This window comes from Kineococcus sp. G2, from assembly GCF_037154035.1.
Classification (GTDB): domain Bacteria; phylum Actinomycetota; class Actinomycetes; order Actinomycetales; family Kineococcaceae; genus Kineococcus.
Genome location: NZ_JBBBEM010000038.1, coordinates 18284 through 40390, shown reverse-complemented (window position 1 = coordinate 40390; position 22107 = coordinate 18284). Strand labels below are relative to the sequence as shown.

The 22107-nt window shown below is 74.6% G+C and carries 21 protein-coding genes and 5 tRNA genes; 9 read left to right on the top strand and 17 right to left on the bottom strand.

The window, feature by feature from the left end; translation table 11 throughout:
- The first annotated feature begins 1 nt into the window (after position 1).
- Positions 2–1171, top strand: coding sequence for a trans-sulfuration enzyme family protein (locus V9U69_RS07525; RefSeq protein ID WP_337060893.1), 1170 nt, complete (start codon positions 2–4; stop codon positions 1169–1171).
- A gap of 99 nt (positions 1172–1270) precedes the next feature.
- Positions 1271–1735: an SRPBCC family protein gene (locus tag V9U69_RS07520; RefSeq protein ID WP_337060892.1), complete on the top strand. Its 465-nt coding sequence runs from the start codon at positions 1271–1273 to the stop codon at positions 1733–1735.
- Positions 1736–1758: 23 nt separating this feature from the next.
- On the opposite strand, the gene V9U69_RS07515 is transcribed toward V9U69_RS07520, so the two are convergent.
- Positions 1759–2760 (bottom strand): NAD(P)H-dependent glycerol-3-phosphate dehydrogenase, encoded by a 1002-nt coding sequence (locus V9U69_RS07515; protein ID WP_337060890.1) that lies wholly within the window; start codon positions 2758–2760, stop codon positions 1759–1761.
- A 103-nt stretch (positions 2761–2863) separates the two neighbouring features.
- Here V9U69_RS07515 and V9U69_RS07510 point away from each other — a divergent pair, with 103 nt between their 5' ends.
- Entirely contained in the window at positions 2864–4396 is a 1533-nt protein-coding gene (locus tag V9U69_RS07510; protein WP_442907660.1) for a helix-turn-helix domain-containing protein, read from the top strand.
- A 72-nt stretch (positions 4397–4468) separates the two neighbouring features.
- On the opposite strand, the gene V9U69_RS07505 is transcribed toward V9U69_RS07510, so the two are convergent.
- The 3 genes from V9U69_RS07505 to leuC all read right to left on the bottom strand — a co-directional run bounded on the left by V9U69_RS07505 (position 4469) and on the right by leuC (position 7501).
- Positions 4469–5065, bottom strand: a complete 597-nt coding sequence (locus V9U69_RS07505; protein WP_337060887.1) for an HU family DNA-binding protein — start codon at positions 5063–5065, stop codon at positions 4469–4471.
- Between the two features lie 340 nt (positions 5066–5405).
- Complete coding sequence (gene leuD / locus V9U69_RS07500) at positions 5406–6011, bottom strand: 3-isopropylmalate dehydratase small subunit (RefSeq protein ID WP_337060885.1); 606 nt, start codon at positions 6009–6011, stop codon at positions 5406–5408.
- Positions 6012–6049: 38 nt separating this feature from the next.
- On the bottom strand, positions 6050–7501 hold the full coding sequence (gene leuC / locus V9U69_RS07495; RefSeq protein ID WP_337060883.1) for a 3-isopropylmalate dehydratase large subunit: 1452 nt from the start codon (positions 7499–7501) through the stop codon (positions 6050–6052).
- A 77-nt stretch (positions 7502–7578) separates the two neighbouring features.
- Between leuC and V9U69_RS07490 the strand changes: the two genes are divergently transcribed.
- Positions 7579–8319, top strand: coding sequence for an IclR family transcriptional regulator (locus V9U69_RS07490; protein ID WP_337060881.1), 741 nt, complete (start codon positions 7579–7581; stop codon positions 8317–8319).
- 33 nt (positions 8320–8352) lie between these two features.
- On the opposite strand, the gene V9U69_RS07485 is transcribed toward V9U69_RS07490, so the two are convergent.
- Entirely contained in the window at positions 8353–8958 is a 606-nt protein-coding gene (locus V9U69_RS07485) for a maltokinase N-terminal cap-like domain-containing protein (protein WP_337060880.1), read from the bottom strand.
- Between the two features lie 9 nt (positions 8959–8967).
- Positions 8968–9453, bottom strand: coding sequence for a DUF4188 domain-containing protein (locus tag V9U69_RS07480; RefSeq protein WP_337060878.1), 486 nt, complete (start codon positions 9451–9453; stop codon positions 8968–8970).
- Between the two features lie 82 nt (positions 9454–9535).
- Here V9U69_RS07480 and V9U69_RS07475 point away from each other — a divergent pair, with 82 nt between their 5' ends.
- Positions 9536–10171, top strand: coding sequence for a MerR family transcriptional regulator (locus V9U69_RS07475; protein WP_337060876.1), 636 nt, complete (start codon positions 9536–9538; stop codon positions 10169–10171).
- Positions 10172–10224: 53 nt separating this feature from the next.
- Here V9U69_RS07475 and V9U69_RS07470 read toward each other — a convergent pair.
- From V9U69_RS07470 to V9U69_RS07435, 8 genes are all read right to left on the bottom strand, one after another.
- Positions 10225–10297 (bottom strand) — tRNA-Glu (locus V9U69_RS07470).
- 77 nt (positions 10298–10374) lie between these two features.
- Positions 10375–10447 (bottom strand) — tRNA-Glu (locus V9U69_RS07465).
- Between the two features lie 77 nt (positions 10448–10524).
- Positions 10525–10597: transfer RNA gene (locus V9U69_RS07460), tRNA-Glu, on the bottom strand.
- Between the two features lie 77 nt (positions 10598–10674).
- Positions 10675–10747 (bottom strand) — tRNA-Glu (locus V9U69_RS07455).
- A 39-nt stretch (positions 10748–10786) separates the two neighbouring features.
- A tRNA-Gln gene (locus tag V9U69_RS07450) sits at positions 10787–10858 on the bottom strand.
- A 145-nt stretch (positions 10859–11003) separates the two neighbouring features.
- A complete protein-coding gene (gene gltX / locus V9U69_RS07445) occupies positions 11004–12521 on the bottom strand; it encodes a glutamate--tRNA ligase (protein ID WP_337060874.1) in 1518 nt (505 codons plus the stop codon).
- 44 nt (positions 12522–12565) lie between these two features.
- A complete protein-coding gene (locus V9U69_RS07440) occupies positions 12566–13372 on the bottom strand; it encodes a fumarylacetoacetate hydrolase family protein (protein WP_337060872.1) in 807 nt (268 codons plus the stop codon).
- Between the two features lie 156 nt (positions 13373–13528).
- Entirely contained in the window at positions 13529–14668 is a 1140-nt protein-coding gene (locus V9U69_RS07435) for a LacI family DNA-binding transcriptional regulator (protein ID WP_337060870.1), read from the bottom strand.
- Between the two features lie 347 nt (positions 14669–15015).
- Between V9U69_RS07435 and V9U69_RS07430 the strand changes: the two genes are divergently transcribed.
- On the top strand, positions 15016–15474 hold the full coding sequence (locus V9U69_RS07430) for a hypothetical protein (protein WP_337060868.1): 459 nt from the start codon (positions 15016–15018) through the stop codon (positions 15472–15474).
- Positions 15475–15506: 32 nt separating this feature from the next.
- On the top strand, positions 15507–16505 hold the full coding sequence (locus V9U69_RS07425) for a sugar phosphate isomerase/epimerase family protein (protein ID WP_337060866.1): 999 nt from the start codon (positions 15507–15509) through the stop codon (positions 16503–16505).
- A gap of 63 nt (positions 16506–16568) precedes the next feature.
- Here V9U69_RS07425 and V9U69_RS07420 read toward each other — a convergent pair whose 3' ends face one another.
- The 3 genes from V9U69_RS07420 to V9U69_RS07410 are packed head-to-tail and all read right to left on the bottom strand — an operon-like array spanning position 16569 to position 19979.
- Positions 16569–17348 (bottom strand): FadR/GntR family transcriptional regulator, encoded by a 780-nt coding sequence (locus tag V9U69_RS07420; protein ID WP_337060865.1) that lies wholly within the window; start codon positions 17346–17348, stop codon positions 16569–16571.
- Positions 17349–17352: 4 nt separating this feature from the next.
- Positions 17353–19215, bottom strand: coding sequence for a hypothetical protein (locus V9U69_RS07415; protein ID WP_337060863.1), 1863 nt, complete (start codon positions 19213–19215; stop codon positions 17353–17355).
- Positions 19212–19979, bottom strand: coding sequence for an SDR family NAD(P)-dependent oxidoreductase (locus tag V9U69_RS07410; protein ID WP_337060862.1), 768 nt, complete (start codon positions 19977–19979; stop codon positions 19212–19214). The genes V9U69_RS07415 and V9U69_RS07410 overlap by 4 nt, the downstream gene beginning before the upstream one ends.
- Before the next feature lie 345 nt (positions 19980–20324).
- Here V9U69_RS07410 and V9U69_RS07405 point away from each other — a divergent pair, with 345 nt between their 5' ends.
- The gene (locus V9U69_RS07405) at positions 20325–21116 is read left to right on the top strand and encodes a sugar phosphate isomerase/epimerase family protein (RefSeq protein WP_442907659.1); all 792 of its coding nucleotides are present in this window, start codon (positions 20325–20327) and stop codon (positions 21114–21116) included.
- On the top strand, positions 21100–21987 hold the full coding sequence (locus tag V9U69_RS07400) for a phosphogluconate dehydrogenase C-terminal domain-containing protein (RefSeq protein ID WP_337060858.1): 888 nt from the start codon (positions 21100–21102) through the stop codon (positions 21985–21987). The genes V9U69_RS07405 and V9U69_RS07400 overlap by 17 nt, the downstream gene beginning before the upstream one ends.
- The last annotated feature ends 120 nt before the right edge of the window (positions 21988–22107 follow it).

The following is a 22107-nucleotide window of genomic DNA, read 5'->3' as shown; positions in this document are numbered from 1 at the left end:
CGTGCCTGCGAACCCCCTGCCCGAGATCTCCCCCGACACGCTCGCCGTGGTCGCCGGACGCCCCGCCCGCGGGCCGGGCAGCGAGCTGAACACGCCGGTCTCGCTGACCTCCACGTACGTCGGCGGCGGCTCGATCGGCGACGGCGACCTGGGCTACGGCCGCTTTGGCAACCCGACGTGGGAGGCCCTGGAGACGGCGCTGGGGGCGCTGGAGGGCGGCTCGGCGCGCACGTTCGCCTCCGGCATGGCGGCGGTGGCGGCGGCGCTGCACCTGGTGCCGGCCGAGGCGACGGTGCTGGTGCCGCACGGCGCGTACAACGGCACCCACGCGGTGCTGGACCTGCTGGCGCAGCAGGGGCGGGTGCGGGTGGCGAGGGTGGACGTGACGGACGTCGAGGACGTGCGCGCGGGGCTGGCGGCCGCGGCGGGCCCGCTGCTGCTGTGGCTGGAGTCGCCGACGAACCCGCTGCTGGAGGTGGCGGACCTGGCGGCGCTGGCGTCGGCCGGCCACGAGCACGGCGCGCTGGTGGTGGTGGACAACACCTTCGCCACCCCGCTGCTGCAGCGCCCGCTGGACCTGGGCGCCGACGTGGTCGTGCACTCGGTGACGAAGTTCCTCTCCGGCCACTCGGACGTGGTGCTGGGGGCGGTGGTGACCCGCTCGGAGGAGCTGCTGGCGCACCTGGTGCGGCACCGCACCCTGCACGGGGCGATCCCGGGGCCGGTGGAGGCGTTCCTGGCGCTGCGGGGGTTGCGCACGCTGCCGCTGCGGCTGGAGCGCTCGCAGCGCAGCGCCGCGGAGCTGGCGCGGCGTCTGCGCGAGCACCCCGCGGTGGCGCGGGTGCGTCACCCCTCCCTGCCGGACGACCCCGGGCACGAGCTGGCGCGCAGGCAGATGAGCGGCTTCGGCGCGCTGGTCTCGATCGAGGTGGCCGGCGGGGCCGCGGCGGCCGACGCCGTGGTGGACGCGGTGCGCCTGTGGGTGCCGGCCACGTCCCTGGGCGGGGTGGAGTCGCTGATCGAGCGGCGCCGCCGGCACGCCGGGGAGCCGCGGGTCGTGCCCGAGGAGCTGCTGCGGCTGTCGGTGGGCGTGGAGGACGTCGAGGACCTGTGGGCGGACCTGTCGCAGGCCCTCGACGCGGCGCGGGGACGGATCGCCGGAGCCCGCTGAACCGCGGGGTGGCGCAGTGCGGCCGGGTGCGGGCCGACGGCCCCCGTCGGCGCCCGGGGTCGGGGCCGCCGCCCCGGGAGACCGTGCCACGATCCGCCGGTGGACGACTGGACCTTCTCCGACTCGATCGTGGTGGCCTGCTCGCCGGAGGCGCTCTACGACCTGGTCTCCGACGTCACCCGGATGGGGCGGTGGAGCCCGGTGTGCACCGGGTGCTGGTGGGACGAGGGTCGGTCGGCGCAGGTGGGCGCCTGGTTCACCGGGCGCAACGAGGTCCCCGGGCGGGTCTGGGAGACCCGCAGCCGGGTGGTGGCCGCCGAGCGCGGCCGGGAGTTCGCCTTCGTCGTCGGCGGGGACCTGGTGCGCTGGGGGTTCACCTTCGCCCCCGTCGAGGCGGGCACGCGCCTGACGGAGTCGTGGGAGTTCCTGCCCGCGGGTCTGGCGGCGTTCGCCGAGCGGTACGGGCAGGACGCCCCGCAGCAGATCGCCGACCGCACCCGCGCGGCGCACGAGGGCATCCCCGCGACCCTGGCGGCCATCGCCCGCACCGCCGAGGGCCGCTGACGGGGGAACCCGCGGGCAACCGCCTAGGCACCCACCAGGCGGGCGGCCAGGTCGGCCGGGGCGCGCCCGGCGGCGACGGCGGCGGCGACCTGCTCCACCAGGGGCATCGCGACGCCGGCGCCGGCGGCGCGGCGCAGCACCGCGGGGGCGGAGGCGACGCCCTCGACGGTGCCGCCGGCGGCGGCGAGCGCCTCGGGCAGGGGCGCGCCGCGTCCGAGGGCGACGCCGGCGCGGTGGTTGCGCGAGAGCGGCGAGCCGCAGGTGGCGACGAGGTCGCCGACGCCGGCCGGGCCGGTGAAGGTGGCGGCGTCGGCCCCCAGGGCGAGCCCGAGCCGGGTAGTCTCGGCCAGGCCCCGGGTCAGGACGGCGGCGCGCGCGTTGGCGCCGTGCCCGGCGCCCTCGACGACGCCGACGGCGAGCGCGACGACGTTCTTGACGGCGCCGGCGACGTCGACGCCGAGGACGTCGGTGCTGGGTTCGGCCCGGAAGACCGGGGTGGTGCAGGCGGTGGCGACGCGGGTGGCGACGGCGGCGTCGGCGCAGGCGACGACGGTGGCGGCGGGTTCGCGGCGGGCGATCTCGGCGGCGAGGTTGGGGCCGGAGACGGCGGCGACGAGCGCGGGGGCGGCGCCGGTGACGTCGGCGACGACCTCGGTGCCGAAGAGGCCGGTACCGGCTTCCACGCCCTTGGCCAGGCACACCAGCGGCACGGGCGGCAGCAGGCCGCGCCAGGCGGTGAGCTGCTCGCGCAGGCGCTGCAGGGGCACGGCGAGCACGACGAGGTCGGCACCGGCCAGGGCCGCGGCGGCGTCGGGGGTGGCCTCGACGGCGTCCGGGAGCACGACGTCGCCGAGGTAGGCGCGGTTGGTGCGCCGCTCGCGGACCTCGGCGGCGAGCTCGGGGCGGCGGGCCCAGAGGGCGACGCGGCAGCCGGCGTCGGCGAGGACGAGGGCGAAGGCGCTGCCCCAGGCTCCGGCGCCGAGGACGGCGACACGCGGGGACGGGGTGGGGGGAACGGGTGGCACGCGTGTCACGCTAGGGCAGTCGGGACACGCCGGGTGCGCAGCCTGCGGGGCGATATCTCACATGTGATATACGGTGGGCCCCATGGCAGTCTCCACCGAGCAGATGACGCAGCCCACGGGTGACCACCTCACCCAGATCGGCGCGCTCATCCGTGACGCTCGCAAGCACCGCGGCCTCACCCAGGTCCAGCTGGCCGAGCGGCTGGGCACCTCGCAGAGCGCGGTGCACCGCATGGAACAGGGTCAGCAGAACGTCACCATCGACATGCTCCAGCGCGTCGGGCACGCCCTGCAGGACGACTTCGTCTCCATCGGCCGCCCCGCCCCCACCCACCTGCGCGTGCAGGGCGGCACCCAGCTCTCCGGCAGCATCGCGGTGAAGTCCAGCAAGAACGCCGGGGTGGCGCTGCTGTGCGCGGCGCTGCTGAACCGGGGCCGCACCACCCTGCGCGGGGTGGCGCGCATCCTGGAGATCCACCGCATCCTCGACGTGCTGGGCAGCATCGGGGTGCGCTACGAGTGGGTGGGCGAGGCGGACCTCGTCCTCGACGTGCCCGAGGCGCTGGACCTGGCGGCGATGGACTCCGAGACCGCGCGCCGCACCCGCAGCATCATCATGATGCTCGGCCCGCTGCTGCACCGCTACGACGAGTTCCAGCTGCCCTACGCCGGCGGTTGCGACCTCGGCACCCGCACGGTCGAACCGCACATGGTGGCGCTGCGCCCCTTCGGGCTCTCGGTCACCGCGACCACCGGCCACTACCACGCCACGGTCGACGACTCGGTGCGCCCGCAGCGCCCCATCGTGCTGACCGAGCGCGGCGACACGGTGACCGAGAACGCGCTGATGGCGGCGGCCCGGGTCGACGGCGTCACCACCATCCGCAACGCCAGCCCGAACTACATGGTCCAGGACCTGTGCTTCTTCCTGGAGCAGCTGGGCGTGCGCATCGACGGCATCGGCACCACCACGCTCGTCGTGCACGGCGTGCCGGACATCTCCGTGGACGTGGACTACTCCCCCTCCGAGGACCCGGTGGAGGCGATGAGCCTGCTGACCGCGGCGATCGTCACCCACTCCGAGCTGACGGTGACGCGCGCGCCCATCGAGTTCCTCGAGATCGAGCTGGCGATCCTGGCGGAGATGGGCCTGCGCTACGACCTGTCCGAGGAGTACCCGGCGGCCAACGGCCGCACCCGGCTGGTCGACATCACGGTGCACCCCTCGCAGCTGAAGGCGCCGATCGACAAGGTCCACCCGATGCCGTTCCCGGGCCTGAACATCGACAACCTGCCGTTCTTCGCGGTCATCGCCGCCAGCGCCGAGGGTTCGACGACCGTGCACGACTGGGTCTACGACAACCGCGCCATCTACCTGACGGAGCTGAACCGGCTGGGTGCTCGCGTGAAGCTGCTGGACCCGCACCGGGTGCTGGTGGAGGGCCCGACCCGCTGGTCGGGCGCCGAGGTGCTGTGCCCGCCGGCGCTGCGCCCGGCCGTGGTGGTGCTGCTGGCCATGCTGGCCGCCAAGGGCACCTCGGTGCTGCGCAACGTGGACATCATCGCCCGCGGCTACGAGCAGCTGGCCGAGCGCCTGACGCCGCTGGGGGCGCGGATCGAGACGTTCCGGGACTGACCGGCGCACGAGACGCGGAAGGCCCCGCCCAGGGTTCCGGGCGGGACCTTCCGCGTCGGTGCTGCGAGTTCCTCAGGCCTTCTTGGCCGTCCGGCGCGCGGTGGTCGTCCTGGCCGCCGGTGCCGTCTTGGTGGCGGCCGTCTTGGCGGGGGCGGCGCTCCTGGCCGGCGCCGCCTTCTTCGCCGCGGCGGTCGTGGCCGACCGGGTGGCGGTACCCGCCCGGCCGGTGGTGGCGCGGGCGGTGGCCGCCGGGCTCGCCGCCCCGCGGGTGGTGGTGCGCGCCGGTGCGGCCGGCGGGCTCGCGGCGGCCGTCTTGGCGGGGGCGGTCTTCTTCGCCGCCGCGGCGGTGCCGCCGTTCTTCTCCTTCAGGGCGGCGCTGTAGGCCCGCAGCGCCTTGGTGTCGGAGACGACCTCCTTGAAGGCGGTGCCCGGGCGGAACCGGGGCACGGAGGTCTTCTTGATCTTCACGGCCTCACCGGTGCGCGGGTTGCGGCCGGTGCGGGCGTTGCGGGCCTGCTTCTCGAAGGTGCCGAAGCCGCTGATGGCGACCTTCTCGCCCTTGGCGACGGCCACAGTGATGGTCTCGACGAGGGCCTCCACGGCCGTCGTCGCCTGCTTCCTGCCGCCGAGGCGCGCCTCGAGCGCCTCGACCAGTTCCGCCTTGTTCACGAAGGCCCCTCCTCGGTGCGTCCATCCGTGCTGACACCTGCGCGCGACGTCCTCGCGCGTGGCCGAGCGGGAGCCCGACGGGGAAACGGTACGACCCGCGATCACCGTCGTCCACCAGGCGCGCGGCGGCGAGCCGTTGCGGCGCAAGGAGGTCGGCACCCCTGCGCGGGGAGCGCCCTGGCGCGCAAGCGGTTCCGCGGGGGGCACCGCACCGCTGCGCACAGCACCGCGCCGGCACCCCACCGACACCCGGAGCGCTTGCAGCGCAACGGTTCCCGCACGACGAGGCCCCGGTCCCGCTGCGGTGCAGCGGGACCGGGGCCTGCGGTCGCGGGTGGTCTCAGCCGGCGGTGCGCGCCGGGAGCGTCGTCGGCTTGAAGGAGGGCCGGCGGGCCTCGAAGGCGGTGATGTCGTCGGCGTGGCGCAGGGTCAGGCTGATGTCGTCCAGCCCCTCCATGAGCCGCCAGCGCACGTAGTCGTCGACCTCGAAGGCGGCGGTGAAGTCGTCCACGCGCACCACGCGCTCGACCAGGTCGACGGTCACCTCGGTGCCGGGGTGCGCCTCCAGCGCCTTCCAGATGAGGTCGATGTCGCTCTGCTCCACCACGGCCGCCAGCAGACCCTGCTTGCCGGCGTTGCCGCGGAAGATGTCGGCGAAGCGGGGGGCGAGCACGGCCTTGAAGCCGTAGTCGCGCAGCGCCCACACGGCGTGCTCGCGGCTAGAGCCGGTGCCGAAGTCGCGGCCGGCCACGAGCACCGACCCGGCCCGGTACGGCTCCTGGTTCAGCACGAACGACGGGTCGCCGCGCCAGGCGGCGAACAGCGCGTCCTCGAAGCCGGTCTTGGTGACCCGCTTGAGGTAGACCGCCGGGATGATCTGGTCGGTGTCGACGTCGGTGCGTCGCAGCGGGACGCCGACGCCGCGGTGCACGGTGAACTTCTCCACGGGTTCCTCCTGCAGGTTCGGCCGGGCGGGGCGCGGTCTCAGGCCAGCGCGCCGGCGGGAGCACCGGCGCCGGGCAGCGGCTCGAGGTCCGCCGGCGAGGACAGGGTGCCGCGCACGGCGGTGGCGGCGGCGACGAGCGGGCTGACCAGGTGGGTGCGCCCGCCCTTGCCCTGCCGGCCCTCGAAGTTGCGGTTGGAGGTGGACGCGCAGCGCTCGCCGGGGGCGAGCTGGTCGGGGTTCATGCCCAGGCACATGGAGCAGCCCGCGAACCGCCAGTCGGCGCCGAACTCCTTGAAGACCACGTCGATGCCCTCGGCCTCGGCCTGCAGCCGCACCCGGGCCGAGCCGGGCACCACCATGACGCGCACGCCGTCGGCCTTGGTGCGCCCGCGCACCACGTCGGCGGCCGCGCGCAGGTCCTCGATGCGGCTGTTCGTGCACGAGCCGATGAACACGGTGTCGACGGCGACGTCGCGCATCGGGGTGCCGCCCGCCAGGCCCATGTACTCCAGGGCCCGCTCGGCACCGCGGCGCGCCTCGTCGTCGCCGATCTCCTCGGGCACCGGCACCGAGCCGGACAGCGGTACGCCCTGGCCGGGGTTGGTGCCCCAGGTGACGAAGGGCTCCAGGTCGGCGGCGTCCAGGACGACCTCGGCGTCGAAGACGGCGTCGTCGTCGGTGCGCAGGGTGCGCCAGTGCTCCACGGCGGCGTCCCAGTCGGCGCCGGTGGGGGCGTGCGGGCGGCCCTTCAGGTACGCGAAGGTGGTCTCGTCGGGGGCGACCATGCCGGCGCGCGCACCGGCCTCGATGGACATGTTGCAGATGGTCATGCGCCCCTCCATGGAGAGGCTGCGGATGGCCTCGCCGCGGTACTCCAGGACGTAGCCCTGCCCGCCGCCGGTGCCGATCTCGGCGATGACCGCGAGGATGACGTCCTTGGCGGTGGTGCCCGGCTTGAGCGTGCCGTTCACGGTGATGGCCATGGTCTTGAACGGCTTCAGCGGCAGCGTCTGGGTGGCCAGGACGTGCTCGACCTCGCTGGTGCCGATGCCCATGCCCAGGGAGCCGAAGGCGCCGTGGGTGGAGGTGTGCGAGTCGCCGCACACGACCGTCATGCCCGGCTGGGTCAGGCCCAGCTGCGGGCCGACGACGTGCACGATGCCCTGCTCGGCGTCGCCGAGGGCGTGCAGGCGGACGCCGAACTCGGCGCAGTTCTCCCGCAGCGTCTGCAGCTGCTTGGCGGAGGTGCGGTCCTGCAGCATCGACAGCGGACGGTCGATGTCCGCGGTGGGGGTGTTGTGGTCCTCGGTGGCGATGGTGAGGTCGAGGCGGCGGACGCCGCGCCCGGCCAGGCGCAGGCCGTCGAAGGCCTGCGGGCTGGTGACCTCGTGGACGAGGTGGAGGTCGATGTACAGCAGGTCCGGCTCGCCGTCCTGCCCGCGCCGGACGACGTGCTCGTCCCACACCTTCTGCGCCAGCGTGCGTCCCACGTCGCTCTCCCCTCGTCGTCGCCGAGACGTCGGCATCGGCACTTGCGTCTCACTTCTTGAGACGCCAGTATCGCTCCGTGGACAAGAGTAGCGGAGTCGGCGTGCTGGACAAGGCCGTGCAGGTGCTGAGCGCCCTGGAGGCCGGCCCGGCGAGCCTGGCGCAGCTGGTCACCGCCACCGGGCTGGCCCGCCCCACCGCGCACCGCCTGGCCGTCGCGCTGGAGCACCACCGCCTCGTGGCGCGCGACCTGCAGGGGCGCTTCGTCCTGGGCGCCCGGCACGCCGAGCTGGCCGCCGCCGCCGGCGAGGACCGTCTCGTGGCGGTCGCCGGCCCGCTGCTGAGCGCGCTGCGCGACGCCACGGGCGAGAGCGCCCAGCTCTACCGCCGCCACGGCGAGCACCGCGTCTGCATCGCCGCCGCCGACCGCCTGCACGGCCTGCGCGACACCGTGCCCGTGGGCGCGTCCATGACGATGGCCGCCGGCTCGGCCGCGCAGGTGCTGCTCGCCTGGGACGACCCCGAGCGCCTGTCCGTGGAGCTGCTCGGCGCCCGGTTCGACGCGGCCGCCCTCTCCGGGGTGCGCCGGCGCGGCTGGGCCCACTCCAGCGGCGAGCGCGAACCCGGCCTGGCCAGCGTCAGCGCACCCGTGCGCGGGCCGTCGGGGCGCGTGGTGGCCGCGGTCTCCGTCTCCGGGCCGGCCGAGCGCTTCGGGCGCCACCCGGGTCGCAGGCACGCCGACGCCGTGCTGGCCACCGCCGAGGCGTTCACGGCCGCCCTGCGCCCGGCGGAACCGCCCGCACTGCCCGTGGAGGCGTGAGCCCGTCGGGAGCGGGCGCCGCGAGCGGGCGCCTCAGCGGGTCCAGGCCAGCAGCGCGGGCTCGTCCCGCCCCGCCCAGGTGCCGGTGAGCGTCGCCGCCCCCGCGGGTGCGACGGCCGCGCCGTCGAGCACGCGCACGAGGCCCAGGCGGACCCCGGCGGTCGTGGTGCTGTCGACGACCCCGGCGCCGTCCGGGCCGCCGGCGCCGGGAGCGCCGGGACCCACGCGCACGTCGGGCTCCCCCAGCGGGGCGCCGTCCGGGCCGACGAGGGCGGCCTGCGCGGCGCGCCCGGTCACCACGTCGGCGAGCACGCGCGCGAAGACGGGGTCACCGGCGGCGTCGTGCACCCACCGCCGGCCGAGCACCGAGTGCTCCAGCGTCCCCACCAGGTGCCCCTCGCTCCCGGGCAGCTCGGCGGCCCGGTAGCTCAGCGGCACGTGCACGAGGACGCCCCCGGCGCGCACGAGGTGCGCTTCCAGGCCCACCTCGCCGTCCGGGTCGTCGAAGCGGTAGGCACCCACCCGCTCCACGTCGCCCGCGCCGGTCACGCCGGCGGGGCACCAGGACTGCGCGGTGAGCCACCGCGCGACGAGCTCGAGCTTCGACGGGACCAGCGTCGCGTCGTGGATGACGGCCACACCGGCACCCTAGGCCCCGGCGCGCACGCGCATCCGCTGGGCGGCGCGGTCACGGCCGGCGGCGACCGGCACGCTGCGGGTGGCGGCGGCGAGCCCGGCGGGCGGGACGTCGACGCCGATCGACTCGTGGTGGCCGGCGGGCACCGCGTACGTCTCGTGCCAGATCCCCACCGCGCCGCGGGCGGCGCGGGCGCGCGCGTTGAACCGCTGCCAGGCGCGGCGGTGCAGGCCCTCGCCGCGCCGGGCGTGGGCGTGCAGGGAGTCCAGGTCGCGCCAGTACTGCACGACGAACGGCCCGCCGGAGCCGATGCAGGTGCGGGCGCCGAGCATCCCGTGCTCGGGGTGCTGCGCCAGCTCACGCAGCATCGGGGGCATGGCGAGCAGGACGGGCAGCCACGCCCGCACCCGCCACGGGGAGTTGATCCGCATGCCGACGAGGAACACGACGACCTCGCCGTCGTGCTCGTGGGTGGTCCGGCCGGTGGGGACGCGCACGGGAACCTCCGGGAGGGCGGGGTGATTGGATAGCTGCACTGCCCAGCATTGGACAGTGCAGCTATCCAGTCAAGGGGTCCCCGTGCTCATCTCCGCCCTGGCCGCCGAGAGCGGCGTGCCCGTGCCCACGATCAAGTACTACCTGCGCGAGGGCCTGCTGCCGCCCGGCCGCGCCACCGGGACCACGCGGGCGGAGTACAGCGAGGAGCACGTGCGCCGACTGCGCCTGGTGCGGGCGCTGGCCGAGGTGGGCGGACTGCCGATCGCCCGCGTGCGCGACGTGCTGGCCTGCCTGGACGGTGCCACGCCTCTGACCACCGCCCTGGGCACCGCCCACGACGCGCTGGCCGGCTCCCCCGCGCCCGAGGCGCCCGCCGACGGCGCGGAGGCGGCCGGGGCGCTGGTCGCGGACGCCGGCTGGCGCGTCGACGCGGGTTGCAGCAGCCTCGCGCAGCTGGGCGCCGCCCTGGCGGCCCTGGCGGGAGCGGGCTTCCCCGTGGACCCGGCGGCGCTGCGCCGCTACGTGCGCGCCGCGGACGAGGTGGCGCGCGAGGAGGTCGACGCGGTCCCGGGCGAGGACACCGCCGACGCGGTGGAGTTCGCGGTGCTGGGGACCGTCCTGCACGAGCCGGTGCTGCTCGCGCTGCGCCGCCTGGCCCAGCAGCACCACTCCACACGCCGGTTCGGGGCTCCCGCGCGGGGCGAGGGCGGGGAGTGAGCACCGCCGGGGACGAGGAAGGCCCCCGGTCGTGGACCGGGGGCCTTCAGGAGTAGCCCCGACGGGATTCGAACCCGCGCTACCGCCTTGAGAGGGCAGCGTGCTAGGCCGCTACACAACGGGGCCCCAGCTCACCCGCTCCGCGAGGACCGGGTGTCGTCCAGAACGCGCCCACCGGATTTGCACCTGATGATCTCCGGGAGTAGCCCCGACGGGATTCGACCCCGCGCTACCGCCTTGAGAGGGCAGCGTGCTAGGCCGCTACACAACGGGGCCCCAGCTCACCCGCTCCGCGAGGAACGGGTGTCGTCCAGAACGCGACCACCGGATTTGCACCTGATGATCTCCTGGAGTAGCCCCGACGGGATTCGAACCCGCGCTACCGCCTTGAGAGGGCAGCGTGCTAGGCCGCTACACAACGGGGCCCCAGCTCACCCGCTCCGCGAGGAACGGGTGGCGTCCAGAACGCGACCACCGGATTTGCACCTGATGAGCTCCTGGAGTAGCCCCGACGGGATTCGACCCCGCGCTACCGCCTTGAGAGGGCGGCGTGCTAGGCCGCTCCACAACGGGGCCCTAGCTCACCAGTTCATCGAGAGAGGAACGGGTGGTGCGCTGGGGTACCAGGACTCGAACCTAGACTAACTGAACCAGAATCAGTCGTGCTGCCAATTACACCATACCCCATGGTGATCTCCCGGCCGGCGAACCGCCCGGGCGCGTCGCAGACTCTACCGGGTCGCGGCGCCGCTCCCCAAATCGGCACCCGAGCCCGTGACCTGAGCCGACCGCCCGCCTCGTGGACGGGACGGCCGGCCCAGCGCTGCCCGGCTCAGCCCAGCGTCGCCCGCAGCCGGCGCAGGCGGGTGAGCGAGGAGTCGCGGCCCAGGATCTCCATGGACTCGAACAGCGGCGGCGAGACCCGCCGGCCCGTCACGGCGGTGCGCACCGGCCCGAAGGCGAACTTCGGCTTGATCCCCAGCCCGTCGACGACGGCCGCCCGCAGCGCCGCCTCGATCGCCGCCGTGGTCCACCCCGCCAGCGGCTCCAGGGCGGCGAGCGCCGCGTCCAGCACGTCCGCCGCCTCCGGACGCAACGCGGCCGTCGCGTCCTCCTCCAGCACCAGCTCGTCGTCCGCGGCGAACAGGAAACCCAGCATCCCCGGCGCCTGCCCCAGCAGGGTCATGCGCTCCTGGACCAGGGGCGCGGCCGCCGCCAGCAGCTCGCGCTGCTCCCCGCTCGGCTCGGCGGGCAGCACGCCGGCGGCCTGCAGGTAGGGCACCAGGCGCTCGCGGAAGTCGTCCGGCGCCAGCGCCCGCAGGTGCTGCGCGTTGATCGCCTCGGCCTTGGCCACGTCGAAGCGGGCCGGGGAGGCGTTGACGTCCGCCACGTCGAAGGCGGCGACCATCTCGTCCAGGGAGAAGACGTCGCGGTCCTCGGCGATGCCCCAGCCCAGCAGCGCCAGGTAGTTCAGCAGGCCCTCGGGGGTGAACCCCCGGTCGCGGTGGTGGAACAGGTTGGACTCGGGATCGCGCTTGGACAGCTTCTTGTTGCCCTCGCCCATGACGTACGGCAGGTGCCCGAAGCGCGGCACTGCCCGCGCGACGCCGATGTCGATGAGCGCCTCGTACAGCGCGATCTGCCGCGCGGTGGAGCTCAGCAGGTCCTCCCCGCGCAGCACGTGGGTGATCCCCATGAGCGCGTCGTCGACGGGGTTGACCAGCGTGTACAGGGGGTCGCCGTTCGCGCGCACCAGCACCGGGTCCGGGAAGGAGCCCGCCTTGAACTCGATGCGCCCGCGCACCAGGTCGTCGAAGGAGTAGTCGCGGTCCTGCGGCACCCGCAGCCGCAGCGTGGGCTGCCGGCCCTGCTCGCGGAACGCCGCGACCTGCTCCTCGCTCAGGTCGCGGTCGAAACCGTCGTAGCCGAGCGCCTTGGAGCGTCCGGCGGCCTCGTGGCGGGCCTCGATCTCCTCGGCCGTCGAGTAGGACTCGTACAGGTGCCCGGCCGCCAGCAGCCGCTGCACGACGTCGTCGTAGGTGGCGCGGCGCTGGCTCTGGCGGTACGGCTCGTGCGGGCCGCCGACCTCGACGCCCTCGTCCCAGTCCAGGCCCAGCCAGCGCAGCGCGTCGAGGATCTGCGCGTAGCTCTCCTCGGAGTCGCGCGCGGCGTCGGTGTCCTCGATGCGGAAGACGAACGTGCCGCCCGTGTGGCGGGCGTGCGCCCAGTTGAACAGGGCCGTGCGGATCAGGCCGACGTGCGGGGTGCCCGTCGGCGAGGGGCAGAAGCGGACCCGGACGCCGGCGGGGCCGGACGCCGGGGTGGCGGGGGCGGGAGCGGTGTCAGTCATGGCACCGCCAGCCTAGTGAGGCGCGCCGCCGCCGTCCCGGCCCGTCAGTCCTGCGGGGCGGTGAACGGCGTGGACAGGGTGCCGATGCCCTCGACCTCCACGTCCACGCGCTGCCCGGCGCGCACCGGGCCCACCCCGGCGGGGGTGCCGGTGAGGATCACGTCGCCCGGCAGCAGCGTCATCGCCCGCGAGACGTGGGCGACGATCGAGGGCACGTCGTGGACCATCAGGGAGGTGCGGCCGTCCTGGACGACCTCGCCCTCCTCGGCGGGGCCGTCGGCGAGCCGGGTGACGATGCGCACGTCGGAGGGGTCCAGCTCGGTCTCGATCCACGGCCCCAGCGGGGTGAAGCCGTCCGCGCCCTTGGCGCGCCACCACTGCTTGTCGGACTCCTGCAGGCTGCGCACGGTGACGTCGTTGGCGACCGTGTACCCGAAGACCACCTCGCCGACCCGCTCGCGGGGCACGTCCTTGCACAGGCGGCGGATCACCACGGCCAGCTCGCCCTCGTAGTGCAGTTCGTCGCCCGCCCACGCCGGGATCGGCAGCGGGTCGCCGGGGCCGGCCACGGAGGTGTTCGGCACCGTGAACACCAGCGGCTCGGAGGGCACCTCGTTGCCCAGCTCCGCGGCGTGCGCGGCGTAGTTGCGGCCGATGCCGAGGACCTTGCTGCGGGGGATGACCGGAGCCAGCAGGCGGGCGTCGGCCAGCGGCACGCGCTCCCCCGTGGGGTTCAGCGGCGTGAACAGGGGGTCGCCGGAGACGACGAGGATCTCCTCGTCCCCCGGCGCGCCCTCCACCACGCCGTAGCGCGGGTCGGAACCGGCGGCGGAGAACCTGGCGATGCGCATGCGCTCACCCTAGTGGCCAGCTCGGAAACCTCTTGATCACGCTGCGGCCCGCCGGGTGGGGACCACCTGGGCGACGCCGCGGAACGGGGCACCGCGGAGGCGCCGCCGCACCGCGCCCGACGAGGGCCGGCACCTGCTCCTCCACCTGCCCGGCGCCTACTCCCGCGCGGCGGCCGTGCTGGCACGAACCACCAGGCGCGGCGCCAGCACGATCTGCCGGTGCTCCTCACGCCCACCGTCGATGCGCTCGAGCGCCGCTTCGACGGCGTGGCGCGCCTGCGTGACCGGCTCCTGGCTGACGGAGGTCAGTTGCACGTGACCCAGACGCGCCAGGTCGCTGTCGTCGTAGCCGACGACGGAGACACGTGCGGGGACCTCGACGCCGGCCCGCACCAGGACATCGATCAACCCGACCGCCACGCGGTCGTTGAAGCACACCACCGCCGTGGGCAGCTCCCGCCCCTGCTGCCGCGACCGCAGCAGGCTCCGCCCGGCGACGGCGCCCGCCTCCTCGGAGGAGCTGCCCCGCAGGACGAAGCAGTGCCGGCTCAGGTCGAGGGCAGCGGTCGTGGTCAGGAAGCCGTGTTCGCGGTCCTCGGCGATGCGCCCGGGTCCACCGCTGACGTGGGCGATGCGGCGGTGCCCCAGTGCTGCCAGGTGCTCCACCGCGGCGGCGATGCCCGTCTCATCGGCGGTGCGCACCACGTCGAGGCGCCCGCTCGATCCGCCGCCTCCGCCGCCCTGGCCGTGCGTGGACGCCGCTGATCGCCGCCCGGCGCCCGTGCTCGTGAGCCCCCCACCGGTGCGACGGCCGACGACCACGACCGGGGTGCGGGCGTCGAGCTCGACCAGTTCCGGCTCGGGCAGTTCCGGTCCCAGCAGCAGCAGCGCCTCGCAGCGCGAGTCCAGCAGCGTCTCCACCGCGCCTCGCTCGCCGCGGCGGCGGGTGACGGCGCTGAGGACCACTTCGTAACCGGCGTCCTCGGCCGTCTCCTGGATCGCCTCGACCATCTCGGCGTGGAAGGCGTTGCGCACCGACAGGGTCACCCCCAGCAGCCGGCTGCGGTGCAGCGCCAGCGCAGTGGCAGCTCGATCGGCGCGGTAGCCCAGCTCGGCGGCAGCGGCCACCACGCGTCGGGCGGTCTGCGGGTTCGGACCCGGCACTCCCCGCAGCGCCAGGGAGGCCAGGCCCTTGGACACCCCCGCCCGGGCGGCGACGTCCTTGAGCGTGGGCCGGCGCAGCGCAGGGCGGGGTGAGGTGACACCACCGCTCGGGCGGGTCTCGCTCTCGCTCACGCCTACCGCCCTCCCCGAGGGACGCGCGATCACAGAAGGGTGCGTGACCGCGGAGCTGCTCGCGTGGAGCTGCGCCGTGGACCTGCGCAGTCATCTAAGCAGCCGCCCCGGGTGCCCCGCTGTCGACGTGGTTGACAGCGACGCTCGAGCTCCCCCATGCTGACGCCACATCCTAAAACCGGTTTAGGCGGGCTGTGGATCCCACTGGCGGGGCTCACCGGGCCAGTCGGCCCTGCTCGAGCGCGACCGCTCGAGCAGCGCGGTCCGCACGGTGCCGCTTCCCGCTCACCGCCCCCTGCGCACCGTCCTCGCGCCGGCGCACCCCCGCGAAAGGCTGCCCACGCACGATGCCCGCCACCTCCGCTCCCCCGCGCTCGATCGGTGTGGCCGTCATCGGCGCCGGCATGGCCGGTCGTGCGCACATCGCCGGCTACCGCACCGCCTCGACCCTGAGCGGCGGCCCCCACGGCGAGGACCTGCCCGGGATCCGCCTGGTGGCGGTGGCCGACGCCCACGCCCCCTTCGCCGAAGCGGCCGCCGAGCGCTACGGCTACCGGCAGGTGCTCAGCGGCCCGGCCCACCCGTACGTCGCCGGGGGGCCGGCGATGGACTTCCCCAGCGTCGGGCACGGGCGGAACGACTTCTTCGTCTTCCAGCGCCGGGCGTTCCTCAACGAGATCGCCGGCGGGCCCGGCACCCCGATCGGCGACCTGCCCGTGGTGGCGCACGGCCTGCACGACCTGCGCGTGCCGGAGGCCGTCACCCGCGCCGCCGGCACCGAGGGCGGGGTCGTCCCCGTCGCCTGAACCGATCGACTCACAACCTGAGGAGCACGAGAGTGAAGCTCGGCGTCTACAACGCGATCCTGCACGACCGGTCCCCGCCCGAGGCGATCGAGGTCATCGCCGGCCTCGGCCTGGAGGGGATCGAGCTGAACTCCGGCGGGTTCCTGCCGCCGGTGCACATCCCCACCTTCGACGACATCCTCACCAGCGACGCCGCCCGAGACGACTTCCTCGCCCAGTTCGAGGGCACCGGGGTCTCGATCGCCGGTCTGAACTGCAACGGCAACCCGCTGCACCCGAACGGGGTCATCGGTGACGCCCACGCCCAGGACGTTCGCCGCTCGATCCGGCTGGCGAACCGCCTGGGCCAGCACCGCGTGGTGACGATGTCCGGTCTGCCCGGCGGCGAGCCGGGCGCCACCCGGCCCAACTGGATCGTCAACGCCTGGAACTCCGGCGCGCTCGACGTCCTGGACTTCCAGTGGGAGATCGCCACGCCGTTCTGGCGCGAGATCGACGCCCTCGCCCGTGACCTGGACGTCAAGGTCGCCCTGGAGCTGCACCCGCAGAACCTCGTCTTCAACCCCGCCGGCATCCGCGAGCTCGTCGAGCGCACCGGCGCCACCAACGTCGGGGTCGAGCTGGACGCCTCGCACCTGTTCTGGCAGCAGATGGACCCCGTCGCCGTCGTCCGCGACCTGGGTCCGCTGGTCTTCCACGCCGCAGCCAAGGACGTGCGCGTCAACCCCGCCGCAGCCGTCTACGGCGTCCTGGACAACCGCTTCCGCCGCCTCGACCCCAGCGAGGACCGCGTGAACCTGGGTGGGGACGAGTGGGTCAACGAGTGGCCGAAGGAGTCCGCGTGGGACTTCGTCGCCCTCGGCCGCGGACACGACACCGCCTTCTGGGCGCAGTTCCTGACCGCCCTGCACGAGGTGGACCCGGAGATGATCGTGAACATCGAGCACGAGGACGTCTCCCTCGGCCGGGTGGAGGGCCTCGAAGTGGCCGCCGGGGTCCTCAAGGCCGCCGCGCAGGCCGCCGACGTCTGACTCCCTCCACCGACCTCAGCACGGCGCAGCGACCGCCGCGGGCGTGGCCGGCACGTGGCCTCGTCACGCGGTCCGCTCGGTGACCGCGGCGGCACCGGCTTCGGCGGGCGCGGTGTCGGCGTGCTCGACGCGGTCGCCGGCGGTGCGCATGTGCGCAGTCATGGCCACCGCCGCCTGCTGCGCGTCGCGCGCGGCGATCGCCTCGTAGACCGCCCGGTGCTCGCGGCAGGCGGTGACCGCCTGCTCCTCGTTGCGCAGCCCGCGCTCGACCCACACCCGCAGCAGCGAGCGCACGGTCTGCAGCAGGTCGCTCATGACCTCGTTGCCCGCAGCCCGCGCGAGATGCAGGTGGAAGCCGGCGTCCGCCTCGATGAAGGCTTGCCGGTCGGTGGTGTGCGCCTCCATCGCCTCCAGGTGCGTGCGCAGCCGCTGGAGGTCCTCGTCGTCGATCCGCTCGGCGGCCAGGGACGCTGCGCGCACCTCCAGGGCGCTGCGCACCTCCGACAGGTGCGCGGTGTGCTCGGCGGAGAGCATCAGCCCCCAGCTGAGCGTGGTGGGCAGCAGTTCGGACATGCTGTCGCGGATGTAGGTGCCAGAGCCTGGACGCACCTGCACCAGGCCGAGGATCTCCAGCGCCGCCAGCGCCTCGCGCACGGCCGAACGCCCGACACCGAGGGCCTCGGCCAGCTGGCGTTCGGGAGGCAACCGGGATCCGGGAGGGAACTGCCCCCGGGCGATGAGCGAGGTCATCTGGCGGGCGACTTCCGCGACCGCGGATCCACGCGGCAGGGCTTGCAGCTCCAGCTTCAGCCGGGCGGGGTCGTCGTCTCGAAAGGCCGGCACGACGTCACGCTAACGCAGCGGACGGGGCCTGCGGGCTGGCCGGGCGGGCGGTCGAACTCTCCACGCGCAGCACTCCCCACGGTTCCACGCGCACCTGCTCGTCCCCGATCCGCAACTGCTGGCCGCGGCCGGTGAGATCGGCGGCGATCAGGACCAGGCGGCCCTCGCGCCGGGCCGCGACCACTCCCCGGCCGGGTTCCAGCGGTGCGTGCACCAGTTCTGCTCCCCGCAGCTCGTGCAGCCACCCCAACGGCTGCGCGGCGGGGTACGCGGCCCCGTCGAGGGTCCCGAACCCGCGCGGCCCCCACGTCTCGGCGTAGGTGAGGGAGGCGACCCCCGGCACCGCCAGGGCCTGGAACGACGCGATGATCCAGGCGGCGAAACCACGACCGGCCTGGCGGGGATCGCTCGCCGCCCACACGTGGTGCGCACCGGTGCCTTCGGCGACGACGTCGGCGTCCGCGGGGACGCGGGGTGAGGTCGCCACGGCGTTGAAGCGCGGGCGCAGGGTGATCGGCCCGACGTGCACGGGGCGGCCGTCGGCGATGACGACGGCCTGCTCGGCGGTCAGGCGCTGCACGGCGACGGACTGCAGCAGCTGACGGCGGCCGGTGTCGTGCATCTGCGGGGTGCTGGAGAACGTCAGCGCGGGCAGGTTCGCCGGCAGGTCGCCGTGGCGCCGGTTCAGCTCGGTGAAGTGCGCGCTGGTGCCCCCCGCGAGCGGCAGGTCGCCGGAGCGCCGCACGAGGTGCTCCCACAGCGGCGCGGTGGTGGTATGCCCCTCGGTGTCGTGGGCGGCGACGCGGGCGACGGCGGTTCCGCGCAGCGCCTCCAGGACGGCGTCCAGCTGCTCGGGGTGCTGCGCGGTGATGCGCACGTCCAGGGGCGCGGCACCGGCCTCGGCGCGGGCGCGCGCCAGCACGCCGGGCCAGGCGCGGCCGGTGGCGTCCAGCTCCACCAGCACCGGCCCGTCCCACCACGGCACGGGGTTCTCGAGCGCGCCGGGTGCGGTGGAGGCCCCGACCTGCAGCTCGGGGACCGGGCAGCCGGACGGCACGAGTTCCACGGCGTCCACAGCGTCCGGGGTCACCCGGGGGGCCTCGTGCACGTGCGCCGGGAGCTCCTCCTCGCGGACGGTGAGCTCGACCGCCTGGGTGAAGCGGTCGCCGGGCGCCACGGGTACGGGGAACGGCAGGTCCAGCGGGGTGCTGTACGTCTTGAACGAGGCGTCGGTCCAGTTGCGCTGGTCCTCCATCTCGAACACGTCCCCGGTGAAGGTCAGGGACGCCTCGGCCCCGTCCGCGCTCCACGCCAACCCCGCGACGTCCCGGGCGGGCTGGTGGGGAGCGATGGCGACCGGGAAGGCGGTGGAGGTGCTGGTGCCGTCCGGGTGGAGCACGCGCAGCGCGGTGCCGGCCACCTGCGGCGGGTGCAGCGCGACGATGCCGGTGCGGTTGCGCCGGAACGCGCTCGCGGCACGGCCCTCGACGGTGAACAGCAGGCGCTCGCCGTCCACGGTGAGCACGCCCCGCCAGCGCACCTGCGCTCCCAGGCCCTCGTGCTCCGCCTCGATCACCACCTGCAGGCGATCACCGTCGACGGTGACCTCGCAGGTGAGCAGCCGGGCGGGCACGGTGCGCCAGTCGTGGTCGCGCACCACCACGCGCAGGGAGCTGAGCAGCTGCCGCCCACGGTGGGTGAGGTCGTCCAGGTGGGTGCCGCGCACGGTCAGCGACCAGGGACCGGCCTCGAGCGGACGCGCAGCCGGTTCGTCGTCGAGCCAGACGCCGCACCAGGCGTCCGGGGCCGGGCCGACCGGCGCCACACCCTGCGCCGGGGCGGCCGCTGCGGGATCGCCGGCGTTCACAGGGAGGTCATCCCGCCGTCGACGCGGAAGATCGCGCCGGTGGCGAACGAGGCCTCGTCGCCGGCGAGGTAGACCATGATCCCCTCCACGTCCGCAGGGGTTCCGGCCCGGCCCAGCGGGGTGCGCGAGACGATCGCCGCCCGCGAGGCCTCGTCGCCGGAGATGGCCGTGACCAGGGGGGTCTCGGTGTAGCCGGGCACGACGGTGTTGACCCGGATCCCTTCGTGCGCGTAGGCGGCGGCGACCGTGCGCACCAGGCCGTGCACGCCGGCCTTGGAGGACGAGTAGGCGGTGAAGTCGCGTCCTTCACCGTTCAGGCCGGTGGGGCTGCCGGTGCAGATGATCGAGCCGCCCCTGTTCGCGCCGCTGCGCCCGGTCATGGCGCGCACGGCGTGCTTGACGGTCAGGAACGTGCCCGTGAGGTTCACCTCGATCGTGCGGCGCCACACCTCCAGGTCGAGGTCCGCGATCGGTGCGTCCTGCCCGAACAGCTGCACGCCGGCGTTGGCGACGACCACGTCCAGCGGTGCGCCGTCGGTGAGCACCTGCTCGTACGCGGCCCGGACGCTGTCCTCGTCGGTGACGTCCATGCGCACCGCCACCGCCCCGGGCAGGTCCTGCACGGCCTGCTCGGCGCCGATCAGGTCCCGGTCGGCGAAGACCACCTGCGCACCCTCCGCCGCGAAGCGGGTGGCCACTGCCCGCCCTATGCCGGAGGCCGCCCCGGTCACCAGAGCGCGCTTGCCGTGAAGTCGCTCGCCCATGCTCACCCGTCCTCGTCGTCGAAGCGTCCCGGCGGGGCACCACGCTGCCGCCGACCGAGACACCAGCAAACCGGTTGGCCTTTATCTGGTCAACCGGTTGACGCACTCTGCGCTCGTGTCGCAGACTCCTCGCACGGCGCAGCAGCCGTCGGCCGGGTCCGCAGGGCCAGGGCCGCGCACCACCCCTCTCCGGCACTCCGCCGGGCGACCCTCCCGGGAGTCAGCGTGGACACCGCACCCTCCGGCGCCCCCGCGCCACCCGCACCGAGCGGGACCACCCGCACCGGTGCGGGCTCGGGGACCTACGCGTACTTCTGGCGCGGCTCGCAGCGCGTCGAGCAGCCGATGGGCATCGCCGAGCAGCTGGCGGACGCCGCCGGGCTGGGCGCGGAGGTCTTCCAGCTCTGCGACGAACCCCGCCTGGACCTGCTGGACGGGACCGGCCTGGCGGGCCTGCGCCGAACCGCCGAGGACCTCGGCCTCGCCCTGGAGGTCGGCACCCGCGGAACCCGCCCGGAGCACCTGCACCGCTACCTCGGGATCGCCGAGACCCTCGGGGCCCGGCTGGTGCGCAGCATGTGGACCGCCGGCCCCGCCGACCCCGAGGACCGTCCCGACCGCGGCGAGACCGAGCGCCGACTGCGCGAGGTCCTGCCCGACTACGCCCGCGCCGGCGTCACGCTGGCGCTGGAGACCTACGAGCAGGTGCCCACCACCGCCCTGGTGGACGTCGTCGAGACCCTCGGCAGCGAGCACCTGGGGATCTGCCTGGACCCGGCCAACACCGTGGCCGCCCTGGAGAACCCCGCCGACGTGGTCGCCCGCTGCGCTCCCCACGTGAAGAACTGGCACGTGAAGGACTTCGCCTTCACCCGGGCCGAGGGCTGGGTGGGCTTCACCCTCACCGGAGCGCCGCTGGGCGAAGGCCTGCTCGACCACGACGCCGTCTTCGCGGCCGTGGACCCCGTGCGCCGCGGGATCAGCCGCATCGCCGAGCACTGGCTGCCCTGGCAGGGCGATCCGCAGACCACCACCCGCACCGAGGCCGCCTGGACGGCCACCACCCTCGCCCGCCTGACCCGCTCGACCCCCGACTCAACCCGCTCGAGGAGCACCAGCGATGACCGACCTGGCTGAACCCACCACGACCACCGGCACCGGCGCCCTGACCGTGGCGGTCATCGGCGCCGGCGGCAAGATGGGCATGCGCGTGTCGAACAACCTCGACACCAGCGCCTTCACCGTCCGCTACGCCGAGAACTCCCCCGCCGGGCAGGAACGGGTCCGCGCCGCCGGCCGCGAGGTCGTCGACACGCACGTGGCCGTCGACGGCGCCGACGTCGTGGTCCTGGCCGTCCCGGACGTCGTGCTCGGCAAGGTCTCCGAGGACCTCGTGCCGCGCATGAAGGACGGATCGATCCTGCTGACGCTGGACCCGGCCGCCGCCTACGCCGGTCTGCTCGCCTCCCGCGACGGCGTCGCGCAGGCCGTGGCGCACCCGTGCCACCCCTCGGTGTTCCTCGAGCGGCGCACGGACGAGGAGTACGCCGACACCTTCGGCGGCATCGCCGCCCCCCAGGAGGTCGTCGCCGCCCTGCAGATCGACGACGAGGGTGTGCGGGCAGTCGCCGAGCAGGTCATCACCACCATCTACGCCCCCGTCATCCAGGTGCACTGGGTCAGCGTGAAGCAGCTCGCCGTCCTGGAGCCCACCCTGGTGGAGACCATCGCCTGCATGATCGGCGCCCTGCTCAAGGAAGCGCTGGACGAGACGGTGAACACCGTGGGCGTGCCCGCCGAAGCCGCCCGCGCGATGCTGTGGGGCCACGTCGGCATCGCCCTGACGAACGCGCTGCGCGGCTCCAACCCGTTCTCCGAGGCCTGCCACATCGCCATGGACTACGGGCGCGAGTCCATCGTCAAGGACGACTGGAAGAAGATCTTCCGCGACGACGAGCTCGACACCGTCATCGCCCGGATGCTCAAGATCGACGCCGTCCGTCGCTGAACCCGCACGCCGGGCGACCTGCACGAGCGTCGCCGGCCGGTGCACGAGCGCACCGGTCGACGACGACACCCGTGGATCGACCACGGGGTTCACCAACAGCTGTACGGGCGGGAACCGCCA